Raw genomic sequence first — 15,533 nt, forward strand, 5'->3', positions numbered from 1 at the left:
GTCCTCTCCTCGTGGACTAGTCGCCGGTGACCGGACGGATCGCGGGATGCCGCGGCCGGATCGCGTTCGACGTGACCCCGGGCCTGGGCAGGGCGACCCCGATCAGGCAGTCGCGAGTGACGATCTCCGCGAGCTGCTCCTCGGTCCAGCCCTCCGTGCCGTCCGGCCGCACCGGGAGCACCATGAACCGGTGCTTCGAGTTCGAGTCCTCCACGCGGACCTCGACGTCCTCGGACAGGTAGAGACCGAACTCCGCCAGCACCTGACGCGGCCAGCGCACGATGCGACGACGGTAGTTCGGCGTCCGGTACCACTCCGGTGACATGCCGAGGATCGGGCGCGGATAGCAGGAGCACAGGGTGCAGACGATCACGTGGTGGAGGGTCGGGGTGTCCTCGAGCACCTCGAACGCGGTGAAGTCGCTCGGGGTGCCGAACCCGGTCGGGTGCAGCCAGTCGATCCCCATCTCCCGCGAGGCGGCGATGGCGTCGGAGAGCGCCAGCCGCCGGAAGTCCGGGTCGAGCCAGGCCTTCGCGACGAACCGGGACCCGGCGGCCGGCTCGAGCTGCTCCACGTGCTCGGTGTAGCGCCGGTGGTCCTCGGCCGTGAACAGGCCCTTCTCGATGGCGAGCTCCCGCAGCGCGATCTCCAGCACCTCGAAGTCGGTGACCTCCTCGACCATCGGTGCCGTGCCGGCGTGCTGGTGCGTGTCGTGCCCCGACCCGTCCCGGTGCGTCTCCGCCATTCCCGTCTCCCCTCGTCCCACGGTCGGTGTGCGGCCGGTCAGGCCGCCGCTCGGAGCCACCGCTCCGAGATCTCGGCCTGGAGCGTGTCGTTCGCGGGCCCCGTGTAGGCCTCCCAGAGGTCGGCCATGCGAAAGCGCACGATGTAGAACCACTCGGAGCCCTGGTCCTCCCGGTCGAACGCCTCGTCCTCCGGCGCCAGGCTCTCGTAGGAGACCTTGGCCACCGTCCCGCTCGCGCCCCTCAGGTACTCCTGGGTGCGCGTGTAGAAGATCGTCGGCAGGTCACGGACGGACACCGTGTCGCCGACCGCGAAGCCGGGCGTGCCCGCCGTCCCGGCGAAGCACTGCGGATCACCCTTGCCGGCCGCCTCGAGGTGGTGACGGTTCCGGGCCACCGCCTCGGTGTCCCCGGTCGCGCGGGGCGCGGCATCGATGGCCCGGCCGGGGTCGTCGGCCCAGCGTTCCCGGACCTCGTCCACCCGCTCGATCAGCTCGCCGAGGGTGATGTGCCTCTTCTCCACCAGGACGCGGGCGATCGCCCACAGCCAGCGCCCGTAGTAGGGCAGGCCGAGGTAGTTCGTCCGCCCGAGGTCGACGTTCCCGATCCTGCGGCGTTCCTCGGACGTCCAGATGCCGCGCCATCCCAGGACCTCACACGTGACGAAGGTGTTGAGCTCCCACTGCTCCTCCTCCTTGTCCTCGAACAGGGCGGGGGCGTCCGGCTCACCACCGACGTCGTGCGGGGTCTTCATGTAGGCCCGGTACATCTCGTGATCGATCTGGTCCGGGTAGGCCCAGTCCTGGACGCGGTGCCACGCCACGCGCAGCTGACTCGACAGATCGCCCATCACCGAGTTGCCCACCGTCGTCCCCCTATCGGCTTACCGGCCTGATCCTCACGGCGTAGAGGCTAAGGTGAACCAGCTCACACGGGAAGGGGTCGATCGGCGACCGACGACACCAGCGGAAGTTTTTTTCCGGGCGCGTGTCGAAAAGCGGCCGGCCCCGCTCGTCGCGGAGGTGAGGGACCGGCACGGGGCCGGTCACCGCACCACCGGAGGCCACCATGTCCGTCACCACCGCCGCCCACGCCGCCCCGGCGACCGACACCATCACCGAGAGGACGCCGGTCACGCCGCTCGTCGTCGACGGCGTCAAGGCCGCCGGCGTCGCCGGCGCGGCGACCACGACCGTCGCGGCCGCGGCCGACGTCCTCGGGATGAGCCCGGTCGTCGGCGGCGCGCCGATCCCGGCGTTCGGCTTCGCCGTCCTCACGGTCATCTTCTCGGTGGTGGGCCTGGCGCTCGCCGTCGTGCTCGCTGTCGCGGCGCGTCGCCCCCGCACGGCGTTCGTCCGGACGACGATCGTGCTCACCGTGCTGTCGCTGGTCCCGGACATCACCGCGGAGGCGACCACGACGACGAAGCTGCTGCTGATGCTGACCCACGTCGTCGCGGCCGCCATCGTGATCCCGGCGATCGCCCGCCGCCTGTCCTGACCGGCACCGACGAGACCGAGGAGCGAGACGTGCACTACCTGATGGGTGTCCGGATCGACGAGAGCGTGCTCCCGTACCCCGACGACGAGCTCGAGGCGACCTTCGCGCGGGTCGGCGCGGTGAACGACGAGATGAAGGCGGCGGGGGTGTGGGTGTTCGGCGGCGGGCTCACGCCGTCCGACAGCGCCACGGTGGTGCGCCGGGAGAGCGGCGCCACCACCGTCACCGACGGCCCCTTCGCCGAGACGAAGGAGCAGCTCGGCGGGTTCTACGTCATCGAGGTCGACGACCTCGACCAGGCGCTGCACTGGGCCGAGAAGTGCGCCGAGGCCTGCCGGGTCCCGATCGAGGTGCGCCCCTTCGAGGGCATCGCCTGAGGGCAGCATGACCTGCACCGACCTCACGGAGGTCTACCGGGCCGAGTACGGGCGGTGCGTGGCGACGCTGACGCGCCTGCTCGGCGACCTCGGGCTCGCCGAGGAGGCCGTCCAGGACGCGTTCGCGACGGCGGTCGACACGTGGGGCGACGACCCGCCGAGGAACCCGGGCGCGTGGATCGTGACCACCGCGCGGAACCGGGCGATCGACCGCCTGCGCCGCGAGTCGACACGGGAGGCCCGACACGCGCAGTCGCTGCTGCTGCACCAGGCCGACGACGAGGAGGTGGGACCGGTGCGCGACGACCAGCTCCGGCTGATCTTCACCTGCTGCCACCCGGCCCTCTCGCCGCTCGCGCAGACCGCGCTGACCCTGCGGCTGATCGCCGGGCTGGAGGTGCCCGAGATCGCGCGGGCGTACCTGGTGCCCGAGGCGACGATCTCCCAGCGGATCGTGCGCGCCAAGAAGAAGATCCGCGACGCCGGCATCCCGTACCGCGTACCCGAGGCCCCGGAGCTCCCCGCCCGCCTGGCCCCGGTGCTCGCCGTGCTCTACCTCGTCTTCAACGAGGGCTACACGGCGACGTCGGGCGAGCTGGTGCGGACCGACCTCAGCCGCGAGGCGATCCGCCTGGCCCGGGCGCTGGCCGAGCTGATGCCTGACGAGCCCGAGGTCACCGGCCTCCTGGCCCTGCTGCTGCTCGTCGAGGCGCGGCGGCCGGCCCGGGTGGGGCCGTCGGGCGAGCTGGTGGTGCTCACCGAGCAGGACCGGTCGCTGTGGGACCGGGAGCTCATCGCCGAGGGCCACGAGCTCGTGCGCCGGTGCCTGCGTCGTGACCGGCCCGGGCCCTACCAGCTGCAGGCCGCCATCAACGCCGTGCACACCGACGGCCCCGCGACGGACTGGACGCAGGTGCTCGCGCTCTACGACCAGCTGTTCGAGCTCCAGCCGACCCCGGTGGTCGCGCTCAACCGGGCCGTGGCGGTCGCCGAGGTGCACGGGCCGGCGCTGGCGCTGGCGGTCGTCGACGAGCTGGACCTCCCGGACTACCACCTGCTCCCCGCCACCCGCGCCGACCTGCTGACTCGCCTCGACCGCCCCGTCGAGGCCGCGGCCGCCTACGACGAGGCGATCGCCCTGGCCACGAACGACACCGAGCGCGCCTTCCTCGAGGACCGGCGGGCGCGGCTCGAGGTCTAGGGGGTGGCCACCGGCTCCCGGGTCGGGGCCCGGCGGGCGAGCACCCAGCCGGCCGCGGCGGCGAGCGGGAACATGATCACGCCGTACACCGCCGCCGGCACCGCGAGCCGCTCGTCGCCGAGCACCGTGAGCGCCACCGTGATCGCCAGCGTGCTGTTGTGGATACCGACCTCGAACGCCGAGGCCACCGCCTGCCGGTACCCGACGCCGAACAGCCGCGGCACCGCGAACCCCGCGGCCAGTGGGTCACGCCGGCGAGCACCGAGTTCACCGCGGTGAGGGTGATGTTGAGGGCGACGTCGCCGCGGAAGAGGTGGCTGAAGAGGTTCGCCGTCGTGCCGCCGGGCGACGCGGCGAGCAGCAGCATGCCGACGGCCAGCACCGGCGCGAGCCCGAGGGCGAGCACCAGCGCGACGGCCACCGCGGGCAGCAGCACGATCTGGGTGACGAGCGCGACCGCCACGGCGCGGGGCTCGCGGCCGATGCGGGCGAAGTCGCCGACGGTCAGCGAGAGGCCGAGCCCGAACATGACGACCGCGAGCGCGAGGGGCAGGCCCACGGTGACCAGCGCGGTGTCCATCGGGCCTCCCGGGCGCAGCGACGGCGGTGTCGTCGGGGGAGATGCTCGGGCCATCCGGACGAGGCGGACAAGGGCCGGGGCGGTAAAGGCGTCGCGGGCCGACCGTCGTCGGCCGACGATGGGCCCGTGCCGATGGACGACCTCGACCAGCAGCTCGCGCGCCGCGACGCGCTGAGCGTGGCCCGCCTGCTCGGGCGCGAGGCCCCGCACGCGGGCGACCCGGTGGGCTTCACCGCGACGCGGGTACGGATCGCCGCCCTGCTGCTCGCCGTCTGGGCCACCGACCCCGAGATCCGGGAGGCGCTGCGTCTCGTGTTCGAGGCCGCGGCGCCCGACCAGCGCGCCCTGCTCGCGCTCGGCGACATCGACACCTGGGACCGCGACGGCCGCCCCGCGCGGCGCTGGTGGGCGCAGGCCGCCGCCGGCCCGGACCCCGACCTCGCCGCCCTCGGCGCCTGGCGCGCCGCCCGCGCCGACGTGCGGGGCGGACGGCGTGGCGACGCGCTCCCGCTGCTCGAGCAGGCGAGCCTCGCCGGCATCGCCGAGGCGTCGGTGCTGCTCGGACGCCTCCTCGAGCGGGACGGCGACCACGAGGGCGCGGCCGCGGCCTTCCGGCGCTCGCGGACCGGGGAGGGTCTGCTGCGCCTCGCCGAGGAACGCCTGCGCGCCGACGACCTCGACGGCGCCGAGCGCGAGCTCGCCGGCTTCCGCGCGGCGCCGCACCGCCCCGGCGCCGCCGACCAGCGCGCCTGGGAGCAGGCGATCCGCGGCGAGATCGCGTTCGGCCGCGGTGACCTCGACCGGGCGCGCGGGCACTTCGAGGCGGCCGGGCGCGCGCCGGGCACGTGGGACCGGCGCATCGGGCTGCGGCTCGCGCAGATCGCTGTGGCGGACGCGGACCCGGTGTTCGCCCACCACTGGATCAGCCGGCTCGCCGAGGGCGACGACGCCGAGGCCGAGCAGGCCCGGCTGCTCCGGGATCTCCACCGCGACCTGGTGGACGAGGGCGCGCGCCGCCTCGAGCAGGGCTGCGACGAGGAGGAGGACGACTGGTAACGCGCCGGTCGCGGGCGGCGATCCGTCAGCACACGATCGACGCGGACTCGGGGGGCACGGTGCGGCAGGCGCACGTCTGGCTGGGGATCGCCGCGGGGGTGGTCGTCCTGGTCGCGGCCGTGGACCTCGCCTCCGGGACGTCGACGCCCACCCCGGCCTCGTCGAGCTCGGTCACGGCGACGACCACCACCACCACCACCACGACGACCACCCAGCCGCCGACGTCCACGGCCGCTCCCATCACGTCGAGCACGCCGGCGGGCGACACCGCCACGGTCATCGACGTCGTCGACGGCGACACGATCGAGGTCGCGGGTGGCGAGCGGGTCCGGCTGCTCGGGATCGACGCCTGCGAGATGGGCACCCGCGGCGGGCGCGAGGCCAAGGACCTGCTCGAGGGCTTCGTCAGCAGCGGGCAGGTGCGGCTGATCGCCGACGGCGCCCGCGACCGCGACGGCAACGGGCGCCTGCTGCGGCGCGTCGAGACCTCACCGGGCGGCTCGGACCTGGGCGAGCTGCTGATCATCTACCCGACGGTCGGGGTCTACGAGGGCCGCAACGACGCCACCCCGGAGTACCTGGCCGGGCTCCGCGCCTCCGACCAGGGCGAGCGGCGCTGCGCCGGCACGCCGACGACGACCAGCAGCAGCAGCGGCAGCGACGACGAGGTGGAGATCGAGGACGACGACGACCGCGGCCTGCCCGACGGCGCGCTCACCGGCGGCTACTGCGCACGCAAGTGGTGGTGCTGACCGACCCGGCCTGGCCCGCGGTCGTCGGCGGATCCGGGTAGGAGTACGGACGCCGCGCGCCCACGAGCCTGTGACGGTCGTGCCCATGAGCACCGGGGCGGAACGTCACCTGATCAGCCGGAACATCTCCGGGCCCGCGGACCGTCAGAGGCACATGCAGCACCGGACCCCGCCGGCCCCGGCCGGCCTGGCCGACATCGGCGAGCTCGGCGAGCCGTGGGCCTCCGCCGCCCGGCAGCACGCCGTCGCGATCGCGGCCGGCTGGCGGGGCGAGGCCCCGACCTGGACGCCGTGGGGCTACCCGCCGCCCGCACCCGTCGCGCCGCCCGTCGCCTGGCCGGCGCCCGTCCCGCAGCACCCGGTGGTGCCGGCGCCGCGCCGCCGGGAGTCGGCGCACCGCGCGGCCGCGGCGCGGCCGGGGTGGACGCCGCCGCTCGGGGTGCTCCCGGCCCGGACGTGACGACGCCGGCGCCCCCGCGGAGGGGACGCCGGCGTCGGTACGGCGAGCGTCAGAAGTACGTCTTGCGACCACCCACGCCGCGACCGGCGGCCCCCAGGAGGGTGAGCACGAGGCCGACGACGAGCAGGATCGCGCCGATCGTGTAGAGGATGGAGATCCCGAGCACGTAGCCCAGGATGATGAGGATGACGCCGAGGATGATCACTTCGGTCTCCTTGCTGGCGCGGGGCGTGTAGCCCGGCACCGGCCGGGGCGGGGGCGCGCTCGCCGTGAACTCGACGACCGCCCGCAGAGGAGACCGCACGACGGGCGTCGTGGGTGGGAGGTTCTCGGAACTAATTCCCCAGTTCCACCCGGACGTGGGTCCCGTCCGCCCCGGTCCACAGGTGCAACACGTCCGAGAGCTGCCGGGCGAGCCAGACCCCCCGGCCGCGCACCGAGCGCACCTCCGGGCGGCGCAGCCCGGGCGTCGTCGTGCTCATGTGCCCGATGTCGTCGATCTGCGCGACGACCCGGCCCGGCCGCGTCCACCACGACACCGTCCCCGACCCGGGGCCGTGCTCGATGCTGTTGCTCGCGAGCTCGCCGACGGCCATGACGCAGCCCTCGACCTGCTCCTCGTCCAGTCCGGCCTCGCGGGCCTGCGCCTTCGCCGCGCGGCGGACCTCCCGCAGCGCGGCGACACCCGCGAACGTCGTGGCGAGGTCGGCGGGTCCGAGGGCGGGCGCGGGCGGCGCGGGTACCGAGGCGAGCACGTCCTGCGGGGTCCGGTACCGCGTGTTGGGGGTGGTGGCGGCGCCGGTGAACACCTCGGCGTGGTTCCAGGCGAGGTAGCGGTCGGCGTCGTCCGAGGTCGTGGCGGCGTCGCTGAGGCAGACGACGGTCGCGGGCAGGCCGGCCATGGCGATGTTGGTGCTGGCGTCGACGACGCTCCAGGCGTCCGCGGATCCCGCCGTGGTGCGGTCGCCGACGAGGAGCGCGCCGCGGTCGTCCTCGGCCAGCGCCCGCAGCCCCTCGGCCCGGCGCGAGGCCGTCGTCTGCCCGCTCCAGCTGTAGGGCCGGGCGGGGTCGTCGGCGACGACGCCGTCGTCCGCCCCGAGGTAGTCCTGGACGAGGGTGCGGACGCGGTCGTCGGCGACCCACACCGCGTCGCCCCGGACCCGCGCGGCGTCGAGCAGCGGCGCGAGCGTGGCGATGAGCTCCTCGTCGTCGCGGTACACGACGCCGACGTGGCGGAAGGGGTCGGGCGCCTCCGTCGGCGGGGCGGAGCGCTTCGGGGTCATGGTCACGGTGCCTCGTCGGCGTCGAGGACCTCGAGGCGGCCCGTGATCCCGAGGACGTCGAACATCCGCCGCGTCCGCCCGTGCCCGAGCCGCACGGCGAGCCGCCGGCCCGCCTCCCCGGCGCCGTGTTGGGCGAGCAGCACGAGGCGCACCCCGCAGGAGTCGACGTACTCGAGCCGTGTCAGGTCCAGGACGAGGCACGGCGGATCGTCCGCCTCGGCCGCGGCCACCTGGTCCTGCGCGATCGGCAGCGTGTCGTTGTCGAGCTCGCCGTGCAGCGCGAGCTCGGTGCGGTCCGGGTGGGACGTGCGGTCGACGCGCAGCAGCGCCCCGGAGTCGGTCATCACTGCGCCGTCACCGCGAGCAACGCCACGTCGTCGCGCAGACGACCGTCCTGGAAGTCGGAGACGGCCGCGAGGACGCCGTCGACGACCTCGTCGGCCGACGCGCCGGCGAACGACGCGACGAGGTCGGCCAGCCGCTCGGGACCGAAGAAGCCGTCGCGACCGCGGGCCTCGGTGACGCCGTCGGTGTAGAGCAGCAGGAGGTCGCCGGGCGCGAGCCGCACCTCGGTCTCGGTGAGGTCGATGTCGGGGTAGACGCCGACCAGCGTGCCGGGCACGTCGACCCACGCCACCCGGTCGCCGCGCAGCACGAGCCCCGGCGGGTGCCCGCCGTTGACCAGCGTGATCGTCACGCCGTCGGGGTCGACCGTCAGCGCACCGTGGGCGACGGTGGCGAAGCGGGCGCGCGTGTCGCCCTGCTGGCGGCGCATCGCGGCGTTGAGCCGCTGCAGCACCGCCGCCGGCCCCAGGCCGTGGCGCACCTCCGCGGCGATCGTGTGCCGGACGAGCGCGGTCAGCGCGGCCGCCTCCGGACCCTTGCCGCAGACGTCGGCGACGGTCAGCGCCCAGCGGCCGCGCTCGGGGTCCTCGTGGACGTCGTAGAGGTCGCCGCCCACGAAGACCTCGGTGAGGTCCGGGCTCGGCGGGCGGTAGCGCCCGGCGCACGACACCCCGGGCACGGTCGGCAGCTCGCCCGGCAGCAGCGCGCTCTGCAGGGTGCGCGCGACGAGGCGCTGCTGCTCGTAGAGCGCGGCGTTGTCGAGGGCGACCGCGGCGGTGGCGGCGAGCTGGCCGACGAACGTCAGGTCCTCGACGCCGAACCGCTCGCCGGACTCCGCGTGCACCAGGGTCAGCGCGCCGAGGCTGCGCCCGCGCACCACCAGCGGCACGACGATCACCGAGCGCATCCCGAGGCCCCGGATCAGCTCGAGGTGGGTCGCGTCGACCGCGGCGGCGGTGAGCAGCTCGTCGGGGACCTCCGGCAGCACGACCGGCACGCCGGAGCGGGCGACGTCGACGGCGCTGTCGTGCTCGTCGGCGGTGCGCGGGTAGCGGCGCTCGAGCTCCTCGACGAGCTCGAGCTTCGCGGGGTCGGGGTGCGCCACGGCGACCTTCTCGACCCGCGACCCGCGCACGAGGTGCACGGCCGACCAGTCGGCGATCGCGGGCACGGCGAGGTCCGCGAACTGGCGCAGGCGCTCCTCCACCGACAGCGGGGCCTCCATCAGCCGGCTCGCCCGCGCCAGGAACGCCATGCGGTCGCGCTCGCGCTCGGCGGCGGCGCGGGCCTCGTGCTCGGCGGCGTAGAGGTGCGCGCGGTCGAGGGCCTGGGCGCACAGCGCGGCGACGGCGAGGAGGAACTCGCGCTCGTCGTGGTCGAACGGCCGGGGCCGGTAGAAGCTGAAGACGACGGCGCCGAGGTCGCGGTCCTCGACGCGCAGCGGCAGGCAGGCGGTGGCCTCGTGGCCCTCGGACACCCCGTACGGCGCCATCTCCGGGTACCGCGCGTGCCACTGCCCGGCGTCCTCGAGCCAGACCGGCTCGCCGGAGAGCACCGCGTCCGACATCGGCCGGCCGCGGTGCAGGGAGACCCGGGCGAAGCGCCGCGGCAGGTCGCCGGGGAACCCGCTGACGTGCAGCGCCTCCAGCACGTCCTCGCCGTCGCGGCGGGCGTAGGCGGCGCACCCGTCCGCGCCGATGAACGCGGCGGCCGTCGTCGCGGTGAGCCGGCCGATGTCGGCGGGGGTGAGGGCGCGGGAGAGCTGCTCGGTCAGCTGCTGGAAGCCGGCCGCCCGGGAGCGGGCGAGGGCCTCGGCGGTCTCGGCCGCGCCGGCACGGCGTCGCGGCCGGGGCGTGCGGACCGGCGCGTCACCCACCGCGGGCCCCGCGCGGGAGCCGGGTCGCGACGCGGAGCACGCGGCCCCCGGCTACTCGCCGTGGGTCCTGCGTGGTCCCCGTCACCTCGGTGACCCTAGCGGCCGAGCTGATCCCCGACGCAAGGGGCGAAGCGGTGACGGAAGGTGAAGTGGGAGTCGTCGAGAATTTCCCGGCGTCGTGTCGATCCGGCGGACCGCGGCTCGACCTGTGGCTGCCAGGGTCCGCTGCGGGACCCGAGAACCCAGGGGAGACGACCGTGAAGTACATGCTGATCATGCGGGCGACCGACGAGGCCTACGCCGCGATGGCGGACGTGAGCATGGACGAGATGATCGAGCTCATGGGCCGGTTCCAGGAGGAGATGCTCCGGGCCGGCGTCCTGCTCGCCGCGGAGGGCCTCGAGGACCCGGCCGAGACGGTCGTCGTCGACCACGGCTCGGAGCCGCCGGTGGTCACCGACGGCCCCTACGGCGAGACCAAGGAGCTCTTCGGCGGCTTCTACCTGCTCGACGTGGCCTCGCGCGAGGAGGCCGTCGAGTGGGCCAAGCGCGCGCCCGGGACGGGTCCCGGGTTCAAGACCGAGATCCGCCGCGTCTCGTCGATCGACGAGTTCCCGCAGGACAACCCGTGGATCCAGAAGGAGCGCGCGTGGCGCGAGGCGACGGGGCAGCTGTGAGCGGGGACGGCGGGAACCTCGGAGATCACGGTGACCACGGTGATCACGGTGGCCGACCCGACCGGCCGTGACGCCGTCGCCGCGGTCTGGCGCATCGAGTCGGCGCGGATCGTCGGTGCGCTCGCCCGCTACACCGGCGACTTCGCCCTCGCCGAGGACCTCGCCCAGGAGGCGCTCGCGGAGGCCCTCGTGAGCTGGCCGCGCGACGGGGTGCCGCGCGAGCCCGCGGGGTGGCTGCTCACGGTCGGCCGGCGGCGCGCCATCGACGCGTTCCGCCGGCGCTCGGCGCGCGACGAGCGCTACGCCGCCCTCGCCCACCAGTTGGGCGAGGGCGGCGCGGTCACCGGGGCCGGCCCCGCCGACGACCCGGACGACGTCCTGTGGGACCCGGACCGGATCGACGACGACGTGCTCGCGCTGATCTTCACCTCGTGCCACCCGGTGCTCTCCCGCGAGGCGCGGGTGGCGCTGACGCTGCGGGTGGTCGGCGGGCTGACCAGCGACGAGATCGCGCGGGCGTTCCTCGTCCCCACCGCGACGGTCCAGGCGCGGATCACCCGGGCCAAGAAGACCCTCGGTGCGGCCCGCGTGCCGTTCGCGGTGCCGCCGGCCGAGGAGCGCGCCGAGCGCCTGGGGTCGGTGCTCAACGTCATCTACCTGGTCTTCACGGAGGGGTCGACGGCGAGCTCCGGCGACGACCTCCTCCGCCTCGACCTCGCCGCCGAGGCGCAGCGCCTGGCGCGGGTGCTGGCCCGGCTCGTCGACGACGAGCCCGACGTGCACGGCCTGGTCGCCCTGCTCGAGCTGACCGCGGCCCGGTTCCCGGCGCGCACCGGGCCGGACGGCGCGCCGGTGCTGCTCGAGCACCAGGACCGCCGGCGGTGGGACGTCACCGCGATCCGTCGCGGCCGGGCCGCGCTCGCCCGCGCCGAGGGGCTCGGGCGGGGTCTCGGCGCCTACGGTCTGCAGGCCGCGATCGCCGAGTGCCACGCGGTCGCGCCGTCGGTGCGCGAGACCGACTGGGAGCGCATCGTCCTGCTCTACGAGGCCCTCGGGCGGCTCGCGCCGTCGCCGGTGGTCGACCTCAACCGGGCGGTGGCGGTGTCGATGACCCGCGGGCCCGCCGCGGCGATCGCGATCGTCGACGAGCTCGAGGGCTCGCCGACGCTCGCGTCGTCGCACCTGCTGCCGAGCGTGCGCGGCGAGCTGCTCACCCGGCTCGGGCGTCCGGACGAGGCGCGCCGGGCGCTGGAGCTGGCCGTCGAGCGCTGCGGCAACGAGCGCGAGCGGGACCTGCTGCGACGCAAGATCGCCGACCTCGCCTGAGGACTACGCGAAGTCGAGCAGCGGTTCGCGGTGGCGCGCCGGGTAGGGCTCCGGGCCCTGCCGGCGGGCGCGGGCCTCGAGCAGCGCGGTGTACTGCTCGCGGGGCGTCGGGCCGTGCGCGGCGTAGGCCTCGGCCGGGGTCGACACGACGGGCCGGCGCGCGGGCGTGCCGCGCAGCACCGGCTCGAGCACCGGCACCGTGCGGGGCGAGGCCGCACGCAGCACGGCGAGCTGCAGCGCGGTGCTGCACGCGACGAGGCGGATGACCGGCCGCGTCACGGCGATCGCGAGGGCGTCGACGACCCGCGGCTGCGGCGTGCCGCCGAGGCGGCGCATCCACCGGGGCAGCGTGGCCACGACGGCCCGGCGGGTCACCGCGGTGAACAGCCGCCGCAGCGGCGCCGGGAGCTCGGGTGGCAGCACGATCGCGTCGGCGTCGAGCAGGAAGTCCATCATCCGCTGGGCGTTCTCGGACGCGATGAGACGCGGGCGGTAGGACGCGAAGTACGCGCGGATGCCGTCGCGGGTGCGCGGGACGTCGGCCGGGTCGATCGTCTGGAACTCCGCGGCCCGCGCGCACTCCTCCCAGTACTGCGCCTCCTCGGCGGCGGGGAGCTTGCCCGGTCCGAACACCTCGTAGGTGTAGAGGATCGAGTGCCACGCCGTGAGGTGGATCCACAGCTGGGAGTCGGGGTCGTTGGCGTCGTACTGCCGTCCGGTGACCGGGTCGGTGCCGACGGCCCGCGCGTGGATCTTCATCAGCGTGTCCGCGGCCGCCAGCACGGACGCGGTGTCGCCGAACTTGATCGTCGCGAAGTACTGCATCGTCCGGTCGTAGCGCAGCCGCGGACGGGCGACGACCTGCCCGGACTGCTCCACCGAGGCCAGCAGGAACGGGTCGAGCTCCTCGACGACCACGGCGCGCAGGAAGCCCAGCGCGAGCGAGGTTGGGTACGACCACACCTTCCACGTCACCGACCCGGGTCCGAAGAACCCGTGGTCGGCGTGCTGCGCCTCCGTGCGCCGTGGCCGCACGACACCCATCGCGGACTCCCTCCGTCAACCTGCGACGGAAGGTAACAGTTACCAGAGGTAGGGGATACGTCGTGTCCGCGAAAGATGCGTGCGGCCACCGCGTCGGGTGATCAGGCCGGGCGGGACGGTGTCCGCTCGTCGCGCTCGCGCAGGGCGATCGGCACGCCGGCCAGGTCCTCCTCGTTGCAGAGGATCTTCAGGTCGTAGTACGGCGAGCCCTTGGCGTCGTCGTAGTCGAGGTGCACGGCGATGACGTCGAGGGGCTCGCCGAGCCACTGCTCGACCTCGCGCAGCCATCTCGCGGAGCGCTCGAGGGCGCTCGGCAGGTCGTCGTCGAGGAACTGGACGGGGCGGTAGGGGACGCCCTGGATCTGGTCCCCGCCCGACGGCCGCGGGAGGGCGGCGGCCACGCCGAGGTCGTCGAGCTCCAGGTGGGTCGCGTTCTCGCTCACGGCGTCGAGCCTGGTGGGACGGCCCGGTGGTCGCAAGCGCGCCACCCCGGCGGCGCGGCGGCCGGGCGTCCGGACCTCCTCGGCGGACGGTGCGGCAGGTCACGGGGCGGAGATCAGCAGGACCCGAGGCCCCGCACGGAGCCGCGCGAGGTGCGTGGCGTCCTCCTGATCTCCCGCACCGGGGCCCTCAGGAGACCCCGCGGTCGCTCACGGACCAGTGCTCGGCGCGCAGGTCGCGCTTGAGGATCTTCCCGGCACCGGAGATGGGCAGGGCGTCGCGGAACTCCACCGAGCGCGGGGCCTTGTAGCCCGCGATGAGGCCCTTGACGTGCTCGCGCAGCGCGTCGACCGACGGGGTGGCGCCGGCCGCCGGCACGACCACCGCGTGCACGCGCTCGCCCCACTCGTCGTCGGGCACCCCGATCACCGCGCAGGACGCGACGTCGGGGTGCTTGGCCAGGGCGTTCTCGACCTCGACCGAGTACACGTTCTCGCCGCCCGAGACGATCATGTCCTTGATCCGGTCGACGACGTAGACGTAGCCCTGCTCGTCCATGCGCCCGCCGTCGCCGGTGTGCATCCAGCCGCCGCGCAGGGCGGTCGCGGTCTCCTCGGGGCGGTTCCAGTAGCCGAGCATGACGTGCGGGCCGCGCGAGACGATCTCGCCGACCGTGCCGCGCAGAACCTCGCGGTCCTCCTCGTCGACGATCCGCACCTCCGCGTGCGGCGCCGCGCGCCCGGCCGAGCGCCGGAGGTGGTCGACGGCGTGGTCGGCGGGCTGGAGCAGGGTCGCGACCGGCGACAGCTCGGTCATCCCGTAGGCCTGCGTGAACTCGGCGGCCGGCAGGCGCTTCGCGGCGCGCTCGAGCACGGCCTCGGAGATCGGCGAGGCGCCGTAGAGCAGGTGGCGCAGGCTCGTGAGGTCGGCGTCGGCGGCCTCCGGGGCGTCGACCAGCATCTGGATCATGGTCGGCACGAGCAGGACGTCGGTGACCTCGTGCTCCGCGATGGCCGCCGCGACGCCGGCCGGGGTGAACATCGGAACGATCACGTGGGTGCCGCCGACGACGTTGCGCGCGCCCCACGCCGCGCCGTCCGCCAGGTGGAACATCGGCGCCGCGTGCAGGTAGCGCCCGCCCGGCGTCATGAACGACCCCGCCGCGGTGCTCCCGAGCGCCGACGCGAGGAGGTTCGCGTGGCTCAGGACGACGCCCTTGGGCGTGCCCGTCGTGCCGCCGGTGTAGTAGATGCCGTAGGGCTCGGCGCCGCCGCGGCGGGCGTCCTCGACCGGCTCGTGGCCGGCGACCAGGTCCTCGAAGCCCAGCATCCCGTCGGGCACCGCGCCGTCGCCGGCGTAGACCACCGTCCGCACCACCGGCGCCGCCTCGCGGATCGCGGGCACCGCCGGCACGAACGCGTCGTCGACGACCAGGACCGCCGCGCCCGCGTCCTCCAGCGAGAACGCGATCTCCGCCGGGCTCCAGCGGATGTTCACCGGGGTGACGACGCCCCCGGCCCACGGCACGGCGAACAGGTACTCGTGGAAGCGGTCGGAGTTCAGCGAGAGCATGGCCACCCGGTCGCCGGCCCCGACGCCGAGCTCCTGCAGCGCGGCCGCCAGCCGGGCCACGCGGTCGCGGCACTCGGTCCAGGTCCGCACGCGCTCGCCGGCGATCGTCGCGGGCAGGTCGGGCGTCTGCTGCGCCGCGCGGTGCAGCGCCTGGGTGATCTCCACGGCCTCGCTCCTGGCTCGGTTGTCGCACGATGTGAACCGTGATTAGCTCGACCGTCAGTGAAGCACGTCACTCCGGGCGACGGAAGTGTCCGGTTCGCGGTGCTCCAGCGGTACCTCGGCAGGGGAGGTCGGGCC

18 protein-coding genes are annotated in these 15,533 nt (G+C 74.8%); 8 read left to right on the forward strand and 10 right to left on the reverse strand.

All coding sequences use genetic code 11. The annotated features are described in order from the left end of the window. Positions 1 to 16: 16 nt before the first annotated feature. The gene (gene scnC, locus PH190_RS18070) at positions 17 to 745 is read right to left on the reverse strand and encodes a thiocyanate hydrolase subunit gamma (RefSeq protein ID WP_274232916.1); all 729 of its coding nucleotides are present in this window, start codon (positions 743 to 745) and stop codon (positions 17 to 19) included. Positions 746 to 783: 38 nt separating this feature from the next. Then, positions 784 to 1,608, reverse strand: coding sequence for an SH3-like domain-containing protein (locus PH190_RS18075; protein WP_274232917.1), 825 nt, complete (start codon positions 1,606 to 1,608; stop codon positions 784 to 786). 203 nt (positions 1,609 to 1,811) lie between these two features. Between PH190_RS18075 and PH190_RS18080 the strand changes: the two genes are divergently transcribed. From PH190_RS18080 to PH190_RS18090, 3 genes are read left to right on the forward strand one after another with little or no spacing between them, the layout of a single operon-like run. Continuing rightward, positions 1,812 to 2,243 carry a DUF6069 family protein gene (locus tag PH190_RS18080; RefSeq protein ID WP_274232918.1) on the forward strand — a complete coding sequence of 144 codons (432 nt, stop codon included), beginning with the start codon at positions 1,812 to 1,814 and terminating at the stop codon, positions 2,241 to 2,243. A gap of 29 nt (positions 2,244 to 2,272) precedes the next feature. Further along, a complete protein-coding gene (locus PH190_RS18085; protein WP_274232919.1) occupies positions 2,273 to 2,620 on the forward strand; it encodes a YciI family protein in 348 nt (115 codons plus the stop codon). 7 nt (positions 2,621 to 2,627) lie between these two features. Further along, positions 2,628 to 3,821 (forward strand): RNA polymerase sigma factor, encoded by a 1,194-nt coding sequence (locus PH190_RS18090; protein WP_274232920.1) that lies wholly within the window; start codon positions 2,628 to 2,630, stop codon positions 3,819 to 3,821. Between the two features lie 76 nt (positions 3,822 to 3,897). On the opposite strand, the gene PH190_RS18095 is transcribed toward PH190_RS18090, so the two are convergent. Continuing rightward, the gene (locus tag PH190_RS18095; RefSeq protein WP_274232921.1) at positions 3,898 to 4,401 is read right to left on the reverse strand and encodes a bile acid:sodium symporter family protein; all 504 of its coding nucleotides are present in this window, start codon (positions 4,399 to 4,401) and stop codon (positions 3,898 to 3,900) included. A 126-nt stretch (positions 4,402 to 4,527) separates the two neighbouring features. On the opposite strand from PH190_RS18095, the gene PH190_RS18100 reads away from it, so the two are divergent. The 3 genes from PH190_RS18100 (at position 4,528) to PH190_RS18110 (ending at position 6,669) form a co-directional block, all read left to right on the forward strand. Beyond that, on the forward strand, positions 4,528 to 5,457 hold the full coding sequence (locus PH190_RS18100; protein WP_274232922.1) for a tetratricopeptide repeat protein: 930 nt from the start codon (positions 4,528 to 4,530) through the stop codon (positions 5,455 to 5,457). A gap of 59 nt (positions 5,458 to 5,516) precedes the next feature. Then, a complete protein-coding gene (locus PH190_RS18105; RefSeq protein WP_274232923.1) occupies positions 5,517 to 6,209 on the forward strand; it encodes a thermonuclease family protein in 693 nt (230 codons plus the stop codon). A 154-nt stretch (positions 6,210 to 6,363) separates the two neighbouring features. Continuing rightward, positions 6,364 to 6,669: a hypothetical protein gene (locus PH190_RS18110; RefSeq protein WP_274232924.1), complete on the forward strand. Its 306-nt coding sequence runs from the start codon at positions 6,364 to 6,366 to the stop codon at positions 6,667 to 6,669. A 49-nt stretch (positions 6,670 to 6,718) separates the two neighbouring features. Here PH190_RS18110 and PH190_RS30845 read toward each other — a convergent pair whose 3' ends face one another. From PH190_RS30845 to PH190_RS18130, 4 genes are read right to left on the reverse strand one after another with little or no spacing between them, the layout of a single operon-like run. Beyond that, on the reverse strand, positions 6,719 to 6,973 hold the full coding sequence (locus tag PH190_RS30845) for a hypothetical protein (RefSeq protein ID WP_420791670.1): 255 nt from the start codon (positions 6,971 to 6,973) through the stop codon (positions 6,719 to 6,721). Between the two features lie 31 nt (positions 6,974 to 7,004). Further along, positions 7,005 to 7,952, reverse strand: a complete 948-nt coding sequence (locus PH190_RS18120; RefSeq protein ID WP_274233052.1) for an ATP-binding protein — start codon at positions 7,950 to 7,952, stop codon at positions 7,005 to 7,007. Positions 7,953 to 7,954: 2 nt separating this feature from the next. After that, positions 7,955 to 8,296, reverse strand: coding sequence for an STAS domain-containing protein (locus PH190_RS18125; protein WP_274232925.1), 342 nt, complete (start codon positions 8,294 to 8,296; stop codon positions 7,955 to 7,957). Next, the gene (locus PH190_RS18130; protein WP_274232926.1) at positions 8,296 to 10,173 is read right to left on the reverse strand and encodes a SpoIIE family protein phosphatase; all 1,878 of its coding nucleotides are present in this window, start codon (positions 10,171 to 10,173) and stop codon (positions 8,296 to 8,298) included. The genes PH190_RS18125 and PH190_RS18130 overlap by 1 nt, the downstream gene beginning before the upstream one ends. 257 nt (positions 10,174 to 10,430) lie before the next feature. On the opposite strand from PH190_RS18130, the gene PH190_RS18135 reads away from it, so the two are divergent. Both PH190_RS18135 and PH190_RS18140 read left to right on the forward strand, forming a co-directional pair. Beyond that, positions 10,431 to 10,850, forward strand: coding sequence for a YciI family protein (locus tag PH190_RS18135; RefSeq protein ID WP_274232927.1), 420 nt, complete (start codon positions 10,431 to 10,433; stop codon positions 10,848 to 10,850). A 48-nt stretch (positions 10,851 to 10,898) separates the two neighbouring features. After that, a complete protein-coding gene (locus PH190_RS18140) occupies positions 10,899 to 12,176 on the forward strand; it encodes an RNA polymerase sigma factor (protein ID WP_274233053.1) in 1,278 nt (425 codons plus the stop codon). A gap of 3 nt (positions 12,177 to 12,179) precedes the next feature. Here the strand turns inward: PH190_RS18140 and PH190_RS18145 are convergent, their stop codons facing one another. The 3 genes from PH190_RS18145 to PH190_RS18155 form a co-directional block, all read right to left on the reverse strand. Continuing rightward, positions 12,180 to 13,220 carry an oxygenase MpaB family protein gene (locus tag PH190_RS18145; RefSeq protein ID WP_274232928.1) on the reverse strand — a complete coding sequence of 347 codons (1,041 nt, stop codon included), beginning with the start codon at positions 13,218 to 13,220 and terminating at the stop codon, positions 12,180 to 12,182. A 101-nt stretch (positions 13,221 to 13,321) separates the two neighbouring features. Further along, positions 13,322 to 13,663 (reverse strand): hypothetical protein, encoded by a 342-nt coding sequence (locus PH190_RS18150; protein ID WP_274232929.1) that lies wholly within the window; start codon positions 13,661 to 13,663, stop codon positions 13,322 to 13,324. A gap of 187 nt (positions 13,664 to 13,850) precedes the next feature. Continuing rightward, the gene (locus PH190_RS18155; RefSeq protein ID WP_274232930.1) at positions 13,851 to 15,398 is read right to left on the reverse strand and encodes an acyl-CoA synthetase; all 1,548 of its coding nucleotides are present in this window, start codon (positions 15,396 to 15,398) and stop codon (positions 13,851 to 13,853) included. Positions 15,399 to 15,533: the final 135 nt, after the last annotated feature.

The sequence above is a fragment of the Actinomycetospora straminea genome, from assembly GCF_028737255.1.
In the GTDB taxonomy this organism is placed as follows: Bacteria; Actinomycetota; Actinomycetes; order Mycobacteriales; family Pseudonocardiaceae; genus Actinomycetospora; species Actinomycetospora straminea.

Bases quoted from the DNA above. Each gene is read 5' to 3' on its own strand.
- PH190_RS18120 (WP_274233052.1), bottom strand. From the start codon at position 7,952: ATGACCCCGAAGCGCTCCGCCCCGCCGACGGAGGCGCCCGACCCCTTC.
- PH190_RS18090 (WP_274232920.1), top strand. From the start codon at position 2,628: ATGACCTGCACCGACCTCACGGAGGTCTACCGGGCCGAGTACGGGCGG.
- PH190_RS18080 (WP_274232918.1), top strand. From the start codon at position 1,812: ATGTCCGTCACCACCGCCGCCCACGCCGCCCCGGCGACCGACACCATC.
- PH190_RS18110 (WP_274232924.1), top strand. From the start codon at position 6,364: ATGCAGCACCGGACCCCGCCGGCCCCGGCCGGCCTGGCCGACATCGGC.
- PH190_RS18125 (WP_274232925.1), bottom strand. From the start codon at position 8,296: ATGACCGACTCCGGGGCGCTGCTGCGCGTCGACCGCACGTCCCACCCG.
- PH190_RS18095 (WP_274232921.1), bottom strand. From the start codon at position 4,401: ATGGACACCGCGCTGGTCACCGTGGGCCTGCCCCTCGCGCTCGCGGTC.
- scnC (WP_274232916.1), bottom strand. From the start codon at position 745: ATGGCGGAGACGCACCGGGACGGGTCGGGGCACGACACGCACCAGCAC.
- PH190_RS18145 (WP_274232928.1), bottom strand. From the start codon at position 13,220: ATGGGTGTCGTGCGGCCACGGCGCACGGAGGCGCAGCACGCCGACCAC.